We start from the raw sequence: 13390 nt of genomic DNA, 5'->3' as shown, positions 1-13390 counted from the left end.
GGCGGTATATCTATGTTCCTCATATCATAACCAGTGCTTTAACAAGGAATAAGGCCAGCACAACACCGGCCTTATTCTTTGATCCTTATTGTAATGCAATAAATGGAGACTAACTATTACTCGGAAGGAACAGTGATTGTTCCATCAATGATTTGTTTTTTGTATTCTTCAACTTTAGCCAGGATCTCTTCAGAAACGTTGTCCTTAGTATCAGAAATACCTACACCATTATCTTTCAGACCAAGAACGGTTGTAGTACCACCCTTGAACGTACCGTCAATTACTTCTTTAGAAACTTTAAGAACAGCTTCGTCTACACGTTTGATCATGGAAGTCAAAGTAACGTCAGTACCAAACTCGATGGATTGGTCTTTATCTACACCAATAACCCATACTTTAGAACCGCCTGCTTTGTTACGAGCTTTAGCTTCGTTGAATACGCCATTTCCTGTTTGTCCAGCAGCAGGGAAGATAATGTCGTTTCCGTCGTTATACAATGTAGCTGCAAGAGATTTACCAACGTCTGGTTTGTCATAACCACCAGCATAAGTAGGTGTTACTTTAGCTGAAGGGTTAACTGCTGCTACACCCGCTTTAAAGCCAGCTTCAAAACGTTTGATTACAGGGCTTTCCAGACCACCGATGAATGCAACTTTGTTAGTTTTTGTAGTCAGACCAGCAACCACCCCAACCAAGAAAGAACCTTCATTTTCGGAGAAAGTAACGGAAGCTACGTTAGGAGCTTCAACTACGCTATCAATGATAGCCAAGTTAGCATTTGGGTTCTCAGTAGCTACTTTTTTAATTGCGTCGCCAAGATCAAAACCAATACCCCAAGTCAAGTTGTATCCATCTTTAACGAAGGAGTTAAGGTTTGGCTCATAGTCAGCATTTGATTTACTTTGCAAGTACTTAACGCCACTACCTGTTTCTTTTTCAAGAGCTTGCAATGCTTCCCATGCGGATTGGTTAAACGATTTATCGTTTACGCCACCAATGTCAGTAACCATACCAAATTTGAAATCGGATTTAGGTGCGTTTGTTCCTGCATTGGTTCCTGCATTAGTTTCACCTTTAGCGGCGTTGTTATTGTTGTTTCCACAGCCTGTCAAAACGACTGTAAGAGACAGCAACATTGCAAGAGATAGCTTTAAACCTTTTTTCATTGAATGTAATCCCCCTTAAAATATTGGATGTCTTCTGTGTTCTGCTTGGACATTCCATTAGTTCAAATTATAACTGCAATAAAATCTAAAATCCAGTGCATAAATGACCTCAGGTCAATAATAATTTGCACTTTTTAGCAAGTAACCGCTTTCCATGACATAGCATGTTATAGTTATGTCTGGTTAATGTCAGAAACCCTGATTTTACTCTGTATAGTATTCCAACACATTACAAATATTATTGCACACTTAAGTGTTTTCTATTATTATGATTCCTTAGTAATTGCACTGAAAGGAAGTTATCAGATCATGACCGAAGAAATAAATCCACAAACAACACCGGCCTTCAAATATTGCCGTGAATCCCGTGTCTTCAAAACCGGACGCGTTTTCCCTAATGATGTCAATAATCACAAAACATTATTCGGCGGCAAGCTTATGAGCGGCATCGATGAAGTAGCCTCCATTTCAGCTATGCGCCATTGTCGAACTAACGTCGTCACAGCCTCTACAGACTCTGTAGACTTCTTGAGACCCATTCGGCCTACTGACTCCGTATGTTTTGAATCCTTCGTCTCCTGGACTGGACGGACAAGCATAGAGGTGTTTGTAAAGATCATTTCAGAAAATCTATATACTGGAGAGCGCGCTGTCGCTGCCACTTCATTTCTAACCTTTGTCGCAGTCGAAGAGGATGGCACACCTACTCCGGTTCCAGCTATTATCCCAGAGACAGACGAAGAGAAGCTGATCAATGAATCCGCTAATGAACGTTCCGAGCTGCGAAAAGTACGCCGCAACATCAGCAAAAAGCTCGCTGCTCAATTAAATACCATAAAGTATTGGGAATAGTTCTGCATCCGCAGAGCTTTTTCTTTTATGTAGGGAAACCCAATGCTGCTTCCTACCTATCTTACCGCACAAAAAAGCACCGCTGCATGGGCAACCCGCAGGCGGTGCTTTTCGGTTATATTACAACACTTACGCGTTGATTTTCTCTTTAGCAATACCAGCCAAGGAGTTGAATGCGTTAAGATCATTCACAGCCAGATCAGCCAGCATCTTACGGTTAACTTCCACACCAGCCAATTTCAGGCCGTATACAAGCTTGCTGTAAGAAAGACCGTTCAAACGAGCTGCTGCATTAATACGAACGATCCACAGTCTGCGGAAGTTACGTTTAGTTTGACGACGGTCGCGGTAAGCGTAAACCATCGATTTCATTACTTGTTCTTTAGCTGTTTTAAAAATACGGTGTTTAGAACCGAAATAACCTTTTGCCAATTTCAACACTTTTTTATGTTTACGACGAACTACAAATCCGCCCTTAACTCTTGCCATATTAATAAACCTCCCAAAAATGTGTAATAAACTATTTCAAGTTAGCCAATCCTTGTTTCAAACGTCTTACATCCCCAGGGGCCATTACTGGATTTCCGTTCAGAACGCGCTTAGCGCGTTTAGATTTGTGGGACAGCAAGTGGTTTTTGTGAGCTTTGTAACGTGTTACTTTACCAGTTCCGGTAATTTTGAAGCGGCCTTTCAGGCTGCTGTGTGTTTTCATCTTAGGCATGGTGTTTCCTCCTTGAATATTATGCGGCGCCAAATTGCAGATAAGCAAGTGACTCCAGATTTATTGAGCTTTAGGAGCCAAAATCATAATCATGCTGCGGCCTTCCAGCTTTGGCTGGCGCTCAACAACAGATATATCAGCCACTTCGTTCTTCACTCGTTCGAGGATTTTTTGGCCGATATTCGCGTGTGTAATCTCACGTCCGCGGAAACGTACGGAGCACTTCACTTTATCGCCCTCACCCAAGAACTTGATCACATTGCGGAACTTAGTTTGATAATCATGTTCCTCAATGTTAGCACGGAACCAGACTTCCTTGATATCAACGACCTTCTGGTTTTTACGCGCTTCCTTCTCTTTCTTCTGCGTTTCATAACGGAACTTGCCGTAATCCATGATGCGGCATACCGGCGGCTTAGCCTGTGGTGCTACATTGACTAGATCCAGATTAAGATCGATCGCCATTTGCAGCGCTTCGCGGATCGGTTTAATTCCGATTTGCTCACCTTCCGCACCAACCAACCGTACCTCTTTGGCCCGAATTTCATCATTGATCATATGTTCCTTACTGATAACTCTCCACCTCCGGATCTTTTTAACAACTATTCTCACGTAACTCCATAAAAAAGGGGTGCCGGTAACACCCGACACCCCGTGTTTGATCAACGTTCATGAACATTAACATTCATAAAGCATTGAGATCAAAACCAGCCGGCGAATATGCCAGTCAGGTGAGAAGCAGGTGCTTCTTCTTGCAATCCCTATGATTTGCGTACTTGAATACTATACACCACACTATTTGGGGTGTCAATCCTTTTATGCAGAAATTTCGCGAACTTTATACCTGCTTACTTTGTACCTCTTCAAGTCGTACTACGCGAGTATGCTTGGTATGGCTCCATTGCTTATTGTTCTGCGTGAAGAACGCATAGAACGTAATCGGATACCACGAGATCAAGTAGATCGGGAAGAATACAAGATAAGCATACACTTTCTTAAACGTAACCTTCTCTAATGCCATCGCAATACCAAAAGTCACCAGATTGGCGCCAATAGCTAGGAAGCTGAGCCAGATCGGCAAGCTGCCGTAAATGTTAGCGATATTCGGTCCGTTAAAGAACGCCATATCCACCCACATTACCGCCGTCATTAAAAAAGTGAGCAATACAATATATACATTCGCTCCATAAAGCGCGAGGTCAAACTTCGTTAAGCTGCGTTCTTTAATACTTTGCCAAAGCAATGGAAAAAAATAACGGCGAGCAACAGTGAAGTGCCCCTGCATCCAACGCAGACGCTGTCTTGAGGAGGCCTTGAAGGTTAACGGCTTCTCATCAAATACCTTTGCATCATAATTGAACTTAGGATATACACCATGTGCTGCACTACGCATCGTAAACTCCAAGTCCTCGACCAAACTTGTAGCTCCCCAGCCCATTTCTTTAAGAAGTGTGGTCTCAAAACACATTCCGGTTCCGCCAAGGAAGTTAGCCATATTTAAATTATGGCGTGAAAGTTGCCACAAACGGTTAATATACCAGTACGAAATACCATAAGCAGCTGTAATCCAGGAATCCTCTGGATTCTTGGTATCGATATAACCTTGGATTACCCGTGCACCTGAACAAAGATCATTATTCATCTCCATCAGGAACTCAGTATGCGCCAAGTTATCGGCATCGAACATGACAACAGCATCATATTGCCGCGGCATAGCCCACAGCTCTTTAAGCATCCATTCTATTGCGTAGCCTTTACCTCTCAGATTTGCATTGGTGCGGACACAAGCGTTCATGCCGTGTTCTCTAACGATGCGAGCTGTACCGTCTGTACAATTGTCACAAATTACAAATACATCGTACAGTTCTGATGGATAATTAAGCTGCTTCAGATTCTCCATTAATGCGCCGACAACTTCTTCCTCGTTATGTGCGGCAACAAGTACGGCAAAAGATTTTTCCGGCTTATACTGCGTCTTTTTCTTTTTCCTGTGCAGCCCGAATAATGAAAACGTAAACTGATAGACTGCGATTGCTGCCAAGATCACTTGGAGCGTAACAAACAGTGCGTCTGTCATGACCTTTTGATGCCCCCTTTTTTCACTCTTGGTGTTCTTTTTTTTCTCTCTAGCTTGCTTGACGTTCTTTCTGACCCTTTTGTTGCATCCCTTAACAATAGACCAAGAGTATTCTTATTCTCGGCAGACTTCACAATTTTTATATATGCTGTTTAAAAGAATTCTATGGATTCCTTTTTTTGAATCCTTATTTATCTCTTACCCTTTTAAACAGGTTTAGTCTGCTTGAATCATTGTAAAGCGTAATAGTGCTCTAAGTCAAAACTGGCAAATTTCGAGTAAACCTGAGCTTTTCCTTGAAATGAACTACCTTTAAAAAGTATGATTAAGACAGATCTAAGCTATAGAACGGATTACTGCATTAACATCTGTTAACGGTAGCCGGACTAGCGGAGGGAATTAGATATGAGACATTTATTCATGAAACTACATCTCTGGGAGCGGCATCTTTTTAAGTGGATCAACGGACGAATGCATAATCGTTTTTTGAACTTTTGGCTCTTTTACCTTACTCATTTGGGTGGAGCTACAAGCACGATTGTTATCAATATACTGATATGGGTATTAGCTCCTGAGCCTTGGAGAACTACAGGTTTACAAGCCTTGACAGCACTAGCTGTCAGCCATATACCCGTAGCTATCGCCAAAAAGCTGTACCCGCGAATGCGTCCATATCTGGCGTTACCGGAAACCAATACTTTTCGTAATCCATTAAAGGATCATTCTTTTCCATCTGGTCATACTACAGCTATCTTTGCTTCTACGGTCCCTTATATGCTGGCGTTTCCTGCTATGACCGTTATTCTGCTGCCGCTAGCTTGTATTGTCGGATTTTCTCGTATTTATCTTGGATTGCATTATCCATCGGATGTTATAGCTGGCGCAGTGATCGGTTCCTGCGTAGCAGCTGGTACTATAGCCTTATGGATGTGAAGCATTTATTGTTAATAACCGGGAAAACCCTTGAGAATAGGTGAATCAACATTGCGTAAAAAAAGAATCTTAATACTCTCGGAAGGTTTTGGCGCCGGACATACACAAGCAGCTTATGCGTTGTCGAGCAGTCTGCGCCAATTATCGCCTAATTTACAAACGAAGGTGCTAGAACTTGGGAATTTTCTAAACCCCAAGATGGCACCTATTATTCTGTCTGCTTACCGAAAGACGGTAACGACACAGCCAAAATTAATGGGTTATGTCTACCGTCACCAGAAATCATTTAATCGTCTTACCACGCTTGCCTTGCATCGTATATTTTATACGCATGCCAAAAATATTGTGAGACAACTGAAACCTGACGTAATTGTCTGCACTCATTTTATTCCAGGTGCTGTAGTATCCCGCCTAAAGAGACTAGATCCTACCTTAAAAGTGCCGCTCGTCACCGTTATAACAGATTATGATGCGCATGCTACTTGGATTAGCCCAGAGGTAGACCTTTATCTGGTTTCAACACCTGAGGTTAAATCCAAATTGCGCAGCCGAAATATTCCTGCCACGAAAATTCAGGTAACAGGCATACCGATACACCCTAATTTTTGGAAGCATCCCGGAAAGCAGGAGATTCGAGAGCAATTCAATCTGCGGGAGATGCCAACCGTTCTAGTCATGGGCGGCGGCTGGGGAATCATGAACGACCAAGTCGTAAATGCTTGTCTGGCGGAATGGCGTGACAAGATTCAAATTGTTTTCTGTCTCGGCAAAAATGAGCAGCTGCTAAAGGAAATGAAAGAAGACCCGCATTATAATCATCCTAATATTTCCTTAATCGGCTTTACGCGTGAAATCCACAAGCTGATGGAGGTCTCCGATCTGCTGGTTACAAAACCGGGTGGAATGACTTGCAGTGAAGGGCTGGCAAAGGGTATTCCCATGCTCTTCCATCACCCTCTTCCCGGTCAGGAGGAGGAGAATTGCCGCTACTTTACTGCAGCCGGCTTCGGAGAACCCATCGAATCTTTAGAGGTTGTCGAAATGTGGATGGAGCGCCTCTTGAACAACTATGAGGATGTGCAAAACAAGCGCAAACTCCACCTTGAAGAAATCGCTCGCTATCACCCGTTACAATGTGCTCAGAGTATCATCGAATTATTGGAATAGTTAATAAAAAAAGCGGCAGCCTCCAAACCACATGGAGACTTGCCGCTTTTTTATTGAAGCATGCCTTATGGAGCAGTGCTTTGTAACTACAACCGATATTTATCCAATCGGGTAGCCTGATACTGTTTGAGTGCTTCTGCGCCTACAATTGCCTCGCAACGATGGATATTCACGCCACGTCCGACAAATTTCGTCTCATATTCTGTCATGATATGATCCTCGTTGATGATGCCATCTGCATGTAGGTCCAAAGAAATATTTTTCATCTGCAAGCCAAAGTCCGCAAAGGCATTTAATGAGAACTCAAAAAGACTGCGGGAATCTGTTTTCAGATGAATTTCACCTAGATCGCTAAGCAAACCGCGATATTTGTCAAGAAAACGCGGATGTGTCAAACGACGCCGGGCATGCTTGCTTTTAGGCCATGGATCGCTGAAATTAAGATAAATCCGTTCAAGCTCTCCCGGAGCAAATACTTCCTCAGCATAATCGATATTTGCAAGTGCCAATTTCAGGTTAGGCGGTGTTTCATGTCCTGCCGGCTCCCATACTGCTCTAGCCTTATCTCCAGCACGGCGGATCAGCTCATCATACATATCCACTCCGATAAAGTTAATATCAGGATATTTAAAGCTCATTTGGCTGATAAACTGTCCTTTGCCCATTCCGAACTCCACATGGATCGGATGATCGTTACCGAACAGCTTGGACCACTCACCTTTATAACTCCGAGGATCTAGAATGACTAAATCCGTCTGTTCTTCCAAACTTTCACGTATTCCTTTTCTTCCGCGTAAACGCATAGGTATTCCTCCGATTATCTCTTATACGATAACTGTCACTTGCAATATTGTGCCGAAATTGTCCCAAAAAGTAAAGGGATTGCGGTAAAAAAGAAAAAGGAATTCTCTGGTTCAGCTCTTAAATGAGCTGTTCAGAGGAATTCCTTCGTTGTTGTATATTGGAAATAAATTTCGTTCTTGTCTGGCAGATCAGGATTTACTTTGTGTTTGTGGCAAATGTCTTTTTTTCGAATGCGCTACGAATTTTACGCTGCGCATCTGTCTTGATCTTAGGGTTGCCGTTAAATTCCACGCCCGTTAGTGCAAGGGCTTCATCTGGCGTTAAATGGACTTCAATCGAATCTTTACCCTCAGCATATACCGTTTGAGAATTCATTGCTATCACCTCACGGTTATTATTATGGATCGGACGACACGAAATTATGAACTCCTGGATGAATTTCTTTATGCCACAGCAGCTTTTCACACTCTGAATATAACATACTATGTAAGCATTTTCAAGCCGAAAGCGCCTTATTTCCTGCCTATTTTTCATGCCGTTATGGGGAGTCAATGTTACGCCGAGCTCGGTTTTTTGATACAATGTATTGGATTATAAGAAACGGCTGTGCGTTCTCTGGGATAAGGACGCCATCTGTCTCAGAAAAATATAAGGATAAGGGAACTTATCCATAATTATATTTTCAGAAAGGGGCTTCTCGTGTCTAATCTTCAATACACTTCTCCTCCGCAACTTTGGGGAGATAAACGTTTTCATACTTGGAATTACGAAATGCGTGAACACATGAACACCAAGGTATTCAAAGTTATGCTTGATGCAGGCTTTACCTGTCCCAATCGTGACGGCTCCATTGCTAAGGGAGGCTGCACATTTTGCAGTGCCAGAGGTTCTGGTGATTTTGCCGGAAGCCGCCGAGATGACCTAGTCACACAATTCAATAACGTCCGTGACAGACAGCATTTGAAATGGCCAAATGCTAAATATATCGGTTACTTCCAAGCCTATACTAATACGTATGCTCCGGTCGAAGAGCTGAGAGAATATTTCGAAGTTATTTTGCAGCAGCCTGGTGTCGTTGGATTGTCTATTGCTACCCGCCCTGACTGTCTGCCCGATGATGTAGTCGAATATTTAGCAGAGCTCAACAAGCGTACGTATCTTTGGGTAGAGATGGGTCTTCAGACTATACATGACTCCACTTCTGAGCTTATTAATCGGGCGCATGATACGCAGTGTTATGTGGAGGCTGTGGAGAAGCTGCGCCGTCACAATATTCGAATCTGTACCCATATCATTCACGGTCTCCCACAGGAGACGCACGAAATGATGCTTGAAACGGTATCTGCTGTAGCTCGCATGGATGTGCAGGGAATTAAGATTCACCTTCTGCATCTCATGCGCAAAACACCAATGGTGAAGCAGTATGAAGCAGGATTGCTCCGATTCATGGAACAGGACGAGTATGTGAAGCTGATTGCTGATTCACTTGAAATTCTGCCCCCTGAGATGATTGTTCATCGCTTGACTGGAGATGCCCCACGGGATCTCTTAGTTGGACCGATGTGGAGTCTCAAGAAATGGGAAGTGCTAAATGCCATTGACGATGAGCTTGTTGCTCGTGATACTTGGCAGGGTAAGTATTGGAGGAAGGGCTAATGGGCTTTATGTCCGTTCTAAGCTTTGCTCATAAATTAATCTCTGAGCGGCTGACTTTAGGTGACCGTGCGATTGATGCAACTGTAGGTACTGGTGCTGACACGCTTTTTCTAGCCAAAACAACCGGAGCTCGTGGCGAAGTCTACGGCTTTGACATTCAAGCTGCGGCGCTGAAGCTGGCAGAAGAACGTCTCCGGCTTGCGCGGGAGGAAACTTCTTCACTCTCTGGCGTTACCTTACTGGAACGCAGCCATGCCGAAATGGCAGAAGCCGTCCCGGCTAACTGGCCAGGCACCGTTGGTGCTGTAATGTTCAATCTTGGCTATCTGCCTTCAGGCGATGCCGACAAGAATATCATTACTGAGCCGGATAGCTCTATTGCAGCCCTGGAAGCTTCACTCCAGCTGCTGCGTCCGGGGGGAATTATTACGGCTGTACTGTATCCTGGCCATGCAGGCGGAGATCTCGAAGCCGCCGCTGTTGAAGCTTGGGCAACGACTGTTTCCCCTAAGGTAGCGCAGAGCATTGTATACCGTCAGCTGCAGCGCACGGAAGCACCTTATGTAATTGCCCTCGAGAAGAAAAAAGGTTCCCCATCTTAAGCTTTGTAAACAATCAAACAATCTTGTAATTGGGAAGGAAGATTACGAATGACACAACCATATCCTTTAAAATTTCAACCGGAGTTTAAAGAACGTGTCTGGGGTGGCCGCGCGCTGGAGAAATTCGGCCTGAATCTACCAGAAGGTCATATTGGTGAAGGCTGGATGATTGCCGATCATGCGAATGGAACATCTTCGGTGGTTAATGGAGAATTAGCTGGACAAGGTCTGGATCAAATTCGTGAGCAATTTGGTCATGAGTGGTTCGGAAGCAAGGGAATATCAGAAGCTGGCGGAAGATTTCCACTCTTGATCAAATTGTTGGATTGCAACGACAACCTTTCCGTTCAAGTCCACCCTACGGATGATTATGTAGGATTGCCTAAAGGTGAACTGGGTAAAACAGAGATGTGGTACATACTAGACGCTAAGCCAGATGCAAAAATCATCTACGGCCTTAAAGAAGGCGTAGACCGTGAAACATTACGCGAAGCACTGGAAAACGGCACGGTTATGGATAGCCTTCAAGAGGTATCTGTCTCCGCTGGCGATTCCTTCTACATCCCTGCCGGAACGGTACATGCTCTATGCGCTGGTGTCGTTGTAGCGGAAATTCAACAAAATTCCGACACTACATACCGTATTTATGACTACGACCGTCCAGGTCTAGATGGAAAACCACGCGAGCTTCATATCGAGGATTCTCTGAATGTTACAGCTTATGAAGGCGCCGGCGCTACTTCGATGAAGACCGATCATGCAGTGCCTGGAGAGTGGCTGCAGCTTGCCGCTTCACCTTATTTCATTGTCGAAAAAGGGATCGTAAATGGTTCATGGGATCTCACCACTTCAGAAGACAGCTTCACTATTCTGGTTATCTGCGAAGGCAGCGGACATCTGACTTGGGAAGGCGGCTCCCAGCCTTATGCCGCAGGGGAATGTTATCTGATTCCTTCCAACCTAGGCCGTTATACTATCGAGGGTCATTCTACTGTGCTTCGCTCTTATTTACCATAAGTCGAGAACCTTTAGGAGGAATGGACCATGAAGGAAAACAGCTTTACTCTAACGGATCCCATAGGTGTAACCATCCATGTCTATGAATGGTTACCTGAGTCCGATGTTCCAGTTAGAGGAATCGTGCAAATTTCACACGGGATGTGTGAAACTGCTGCCCGCTACGCTCGTTTTGCGGAAGCTTTAACCGGGGTTGGTTATGCAGTATATGCCAATGACCACCGGGGACATGGTAGAACCGCTGGTCAAGTCAATCTGCTTGGTGATGTTGGGGAGGACGGATTTTATTGGATGCGGCGCAATCTTCTGCAGGTAGGTGCCGCAGCACTCTCCAAGCATGAAGGAAAGCCCATCATTTTATTCGCTCACAGTATGGGTTCCTTTCTGGGTCAAAAACTCATGTGCGAAGAAGGCAACGAAATCTATTCAGGGTTTATCCTCAGCGGGACAAATGGTCCACGCAGTATGCTGCGTATTGGAGAATCTCTGGCTAGCGCACAGCTTAAGCTAAAGGGGGAGCATCATCGCAGTGTACTGCTGAACAGTCTGGTATTCGGCAGCTATAACCGTGCTTTTTCCCCGGTCAGAACAACATTTGACTGGCTGAGCAGCGATACTGCGGAAGTAGATAAGTACATTTCCGATCCATTCTGCGGAGCTATTTGTACAACCCGCTTTTTCCGTGGTTTCTTCCACCTCCTAAGAGAGATTCATACTGAGGAATCACTTAGCACATTATGTACAGGTAAGCCCATTTATATATTTGGTGGGGATAAGGACCCTGTCGGGATGAACGGTCAAGGCATTCCCCGTCTTGCGGAGTTGTATAAGAAACGAGGAGTTTCAGACGTTGAGTACCGACTCTATCCAGAAGGCAGACACGAAATGCTAAATGAAGTAAATCGAGATCAAGTCACAGCCGATGTACTCAACTGGTTAGAGAGCCACCTTCCTTCAGAGGTTTCTACGATAAGTTAAGAAAAAAACGCGGTTGTTAGTGAATTTATGAGACGAGAAATGTGGCAACAAATGTGACAACATAGAAGCGATGCTCCCGGTATTTGGGAGATCGCTTCTTTGCGGTTTGCGGTTTGGGTAGCTTGCCTCAGAGACTTCTCAATCTCCGGTTACTCCGCGCATCTGAACTTTAGTAAATAAACTTCCGCCACCGCTAATGGACTCAGTTGACGCTGTCTTCAGCTCATCGCTCTCCCCAACCACTTTCGGACTCAGATGACGCTAACTACATATCATCACCTTCCCCCGCTACTTCCGGACTCAGATGATGCTAACTACACATCATTACTCTCCCCTCCGCTTCCGGACTCAGTTGACACTAACTACATATCATCACCTTCCCCCGCTACTTTCGGACTCAGATGATGCTATTTGCTAATTTATAGCCTTTCGCGCTAGGTTTCGGACTCCAGTGCACCTATTCATGGGAAACATGTTCATATTGGATGTTTTTCGTGCCAATAGCGACTATGCGGTCCGTTAGCATCTAAAAAACAGGATAATTCCACGTATAAGGTCCCCTGGGTCCGCCTGCGATGGGTTACTCACCGCTTACGGACTCAGATGTCACTATCGCCACACCATTACTCTCCCCGCTACTTCCGGACTCAGTTGACGCTATTTGCTAATTTATAGCCTTTCGAGTTGGGTTTCGGACTCCAGTGCAGCTATTCCTTCCAAAGAGGTGCATAATAGGTGTTTTTCGTGCCAATAGCGACTATGCGGTCCGTTAGCATCTAAAAAAACAGGATAATTCCACGTATAAGGTCCGCTGGGTCCGCCTGCGACGGGTTACTCACCGCTTCCGGACTCAGTTGACACTAACTACACATCATTACTCTCCCCTGCTACTTCCGGACTCAGTTGACGCTATTTGCTAATTTATAGCCTTTCGAGCTAGGTTTCGGACTCCAGTGCAGCTATTCATGCGAAACAGGTCCATATTGGGTGTTTTTCATGCCAATAGCGACTATGCGGTCCGTTAGCATCCAAAAAACAGGATAATTCCACGTATAAGGTCCGCTGGGTCCGCCTGCGCCGAGTCATTACACTAATTACATTCTCCGCTACTTTCAGACTCAACTAACGCTAACTACACATCACTTTCTCCCGCTACTTTCAGACTCAGCTAACGCTAACTACACATCACTTTCTCCCGCTACTTCCGGACCCAGATGACGCTATTTGCTAATTTATAGCCTTTCGAGTTGGGTTTCGGACTCCAGTGCAGCTATTCAAGCGAAACAGGTCCATATTGGGTGTTTTTCATGCCAATAGCGACTATGCGGTCCGTTAGCATCTAAAAAACAGGATAATTCCACGTATAAGGTCCCCTGGGTCCGCCTGCGACGGGTTACTCACCGCTTTCGGACCCAGA

14 protein-coding genes and 1 other annotated feature are annotated in these 13390 nt (G+C 44.6%); of the genes, 7 read left to right on the top strand and 7 right to left on the bottom strand.

Annotation, left to right across the window (positions count from 1 at the left end; all coding sequences use genetic code 11):
- Window positions 1-116: 116 nt before the first annotated feature.
- Window positions 117-1166, bottom strand: a complete 1050-nt coding sequence (locus NYE72_RS06375) for a BMP family ABC transporter substrate-binding protein (RefSeq protein WP_036679503.1) — start codon at window positions 1164-1166, stop codon at window positions 117-119.
- Between the two features lie 309 nt (window positions 1167-1475).
- Here NYE72_RS06375 and NYE72_RS06370 point away from each other — a divergent pair, with 309 nt between their 5' ends.
- A complete protein-coding gene (locus NYE72_RS06370) occupies window positions 1476-2018 on the top strand; it encodes an acyl-CoA thioesterase (RefSeq protein ID WP_051491073.1) in 543 nt (180 codons plus the stop codon).
- Window positions 2019-2147: 129 nt separating this feature from the next.
- On the opposite strand, the gene rplT is transcribed toward NYE72_RS06370, so the two are convergent.
- The 4 genes from rplT to NYE72_RS06350 form a co-directional block, all read right to left on the bottom strand.
- Window positions 2148-2507, bottom strand: coding sequence for a 50S ribosomal protein L20 (rplT, locus tag NYE72_RS06365; protein WP_036679505.1), 360 nt, complete (start codon window positions 2505-2507; stop codon window positions 2148-2150).
- Window positions 2508-2538: 31 nt separating this feature from the next.
- The gene (gene rpmI / locus NYE72_RS06360) at window positions 2539-2739 is read right to left on the bottom strand and encodes a 50S ribosomal protein L35 (RefSeq protein WP_036679507.1); all 201 of its coding nucleotides are present in this window, start codon (window positions 2737-2739) and stop codon (window positions 2539-2541) included.
- Between the two features lie 60 nt (window positions 2740-2799).
- Window positions 2800-3297, bottom strand: coding sequence for a translation initiation factor IF-3 (infC, locus tag NYE72_RS06355; RefSeq protein WP_036679510.1), 498 nt, complete (start codon window positions 3295-3297; stop codon window positions 2800-2802).
- Window positions 3298-3354: 57 nt separating this feature from the next.
- Window positions 3355-3499, bottom strand: a sequence feature (ribosomal protein L20 leader region).
- A gap of 78 nt (window positions 3500-3577) precedes the next feature.
- Window positions 3578-4816: a glycosyltransferase family 2 protein gene (locus NYE72_RS06350; RefSeq protein ID WP_036679513.1), complete on the bottom strand. Its 1239-nt coding sequence runs from the start codon at window positions 4814-4816 to the stop codon at window positions 3578-3580.
- Window positions 4817-5221: 405 nt separating this feature from the next.
- On the opposite strand from NYE72_RS06350, the gene NYE72_RS06345 reads away from it, so the two are divergent.
- Both NYE72_RS06345 and NYE72_RS06340 read left to right on the top strand, forming a co-directional pair.
- Complete coding sequence (locus tag NYE72_RS06345; protein WP_036679516.1) at window positions 5222-5749, top strand: phosphatase PAP2 family protein; 528 nt, start codon at window positions 5222-5224, stop codon at window positions 5747-5749.
- A 51-nt stretch (window positions 5750-5800) separates the two neighbouring features.
- Window positions 5801-6916: a UDP-N-acetylglucosamine--LPS N-acetylglucosamine transferase gene (locus NYE72_RS06340; RefSeq protein WP_036679519.1), complete on the top strand. Its 1116-nt coding sequence runs from the start codon at window positions 5801-5803 to the stop codon at window positions 6914-6916.
- Window positions 6917-7002: 86 nt separating this feature from the next.
- On the opposite strand, the gene trmB is transcribed toward NYE72_RS06340, so the two are convergent.
- Window positions 7003-7719, bottom strand: coding sequence for a tRNA (guanosine(46)-N7)-methyltransferase TrmB (trmB, locus tag NYE72_RS06335; RefSeq protein WP_036679523.1), 717 nt, complete (start codon window positions 7717-7719; stop codon window positions 7003-7005).
- A 196-nt stretch (window positions 7720-7915) separates the two neighbouring features.
- The gene (locus NYE72_RS06330; protein ID WP_036679526.1) at window positions 7916-8095 is read right to left on the bottom strand and encodes a hypothetical protein; all 180 of its coding nucleotides are present in this window, start codon (window positions 8093-8095) and stop codon (window positions 7916-7918) included.
- Between the two features lie 324 nt (window positions 8096-8419).
- Here NYE72_RS06330 and NYE72_RS06325 point away from each other — a divergent pair, with 324 nt between their 5' ends.
- Genes NYE72_RS06325 through NYE72_RS06310 form a run of 4 tightly spaced genes read left to right on the top strand, consistent with a single transcriptional unit; the run spans window position 8420 to window position 11973 of the window.
- The gene (locus NYE72_RS06325) at window positions 8420-9376 is read left to right on the top strand and encodes a TIGR01212 family radical SAM protein (RefSeq protein ID WP_076107276.1); all 957 of its coding nucleotides are present in this window, start codon (window positions 8420-8422) and stop codon (window positions 9374-9376) included.
- Entirely contained in the window at window positions 9376-9978 is a 603-nt protein-coding gene (locus NYE72_RS06320; RefSeq protein ID WP_339211559.1) for a class I SAM-dependent methyltransferase, read from the top strand. Before NYE72_RS06325 ends, NYE72_RS06320 begins: the two co-directional genes overlap by 1 nt.
- Before the next feature lie 48 nt (window positions 9979-10026).
- Entirely contained in the window at window positions 10027-10995 is a 969-nt protein-coding gene (locus tag NYE72_RS06315) for a type I phosphomannose isomerase catalytic subunit (protein WP_339211557.1), read from the top strand.
- A gap of 27 nt (window positions 10996-11022) precedes the next feature.
- The gene (locus NYE72_RS06310) at window positions 11023-11973 is read left to right on the top strand and encodes an alpha/beta hydrolase (protein ID WP_036679539.1); all 951 of its coding nucleotides are present in this window, start codon (window positions 11023-11025) and stop codon (window positions 11971-11973) included.
- Window positions 11974-13390: the final 1417 nt, after the last annotated feature.

This window comes from Paenibacillus sp. FSL L8-0333, from assembly GCF_037965665.1.
GTDB lineage: Bacteria > Bacillota > Bacilli > Paenibacillales > Paenibacillaceae > Paenibacillus_AQ > Paenibacillus_AQ odorifer.
The sequence above is the reverse complement of the archived record's forward strand: the minus strand, read 5'-3'. Positions and strand labels throughout refer to the sequence as shown.

Excerpts from the sequence above, each read along its gene's own strand:
- rpmI (WP_036679507.1), bottom strand. The coding sequence starts at position 2,739 with ATGCCTAAGATGAAAACACACAGCAGCCTGAAAGGCCGCTTCAAAATT.
- NYE72_RS06350 (WP_036679513.1), bottom strand. The coding sequence starts at position 4,816 with ATGACAGACGCACTGTTTGTTACGCTCCAAGTGATCTTGGCAGCAATC.
- NYE72_RS06320 (WP_339211559.1), top strand. The coding sequence starts at position 9,376 with ATGGGCTTTATGTCCGTTCTAAGCTTTGCTCATAAATTAATCTCTGAG.
- NYE72_RS06345 (WP_036679516.1), top strand. The coding sequence starts at position 5,222 with ATGAGACATTTATTCATGAAACTACATCTCTGGGAGCGGCATCTTTTT.
- NYE72_RS06330 (WP_036679526.1), bottom strand. The coding sequence starts at position 8,095 with ATGAATTCTCAAACGGTATATGCTGAGGGTAAAGATTCGATTGAAGTC.
- trmB (WP_036679523.1), bottom strand. The coding sequence starts at position 7,719 with ATGCGTTTACGCGGAAGAAAAGGAATACGTGAAAGTTTGGAAGAACAG.
- infC (WP_036679510.1), bottom strand. The coding sequence starts at position 3,297 with ATGATCAATGATGAAATTCGGGCCAAAGAGGTACGGTTGGTTGGTGCG.
- NYE72_RS06375 (WP_036679503.1), bottom strand. The coding sequence starts at position 1,166 with ATGAAAAAAGGTTTAAAGCTATCTCTTGCAATGTTGCTGTCTCTTACA.
- NYE72_RS06315 (WP_339211557.1), top strand. The coding sequence starts at position 10,027 with ATGACACAACCATATCCTTTAAAATTTCAACCGGAGTTTAAAGAACGT.
- NYE72_RS06370 (WP_051491073.1), top strand. The coding sequence starts at position 1,476 with ATGACCGAAGAAATAAATCCACAAACAACACCGGCCTTCAAATATTGC.
- NYE72_RS06310 (WP_036679539.1), top strand. The coding sequence starts at position 11,023 with ATGAAGGAAAACAGCTTTACTCTAACGGATCCCATAGGTGTAACCATC.
- rplT (WP_036679505.1), bottom strand. The coding sequence starts at position 2,507 with ATGGCAAGAGTTAAGGGCGGATTTGTAGTTCGTCGTAAACATAAAAAA.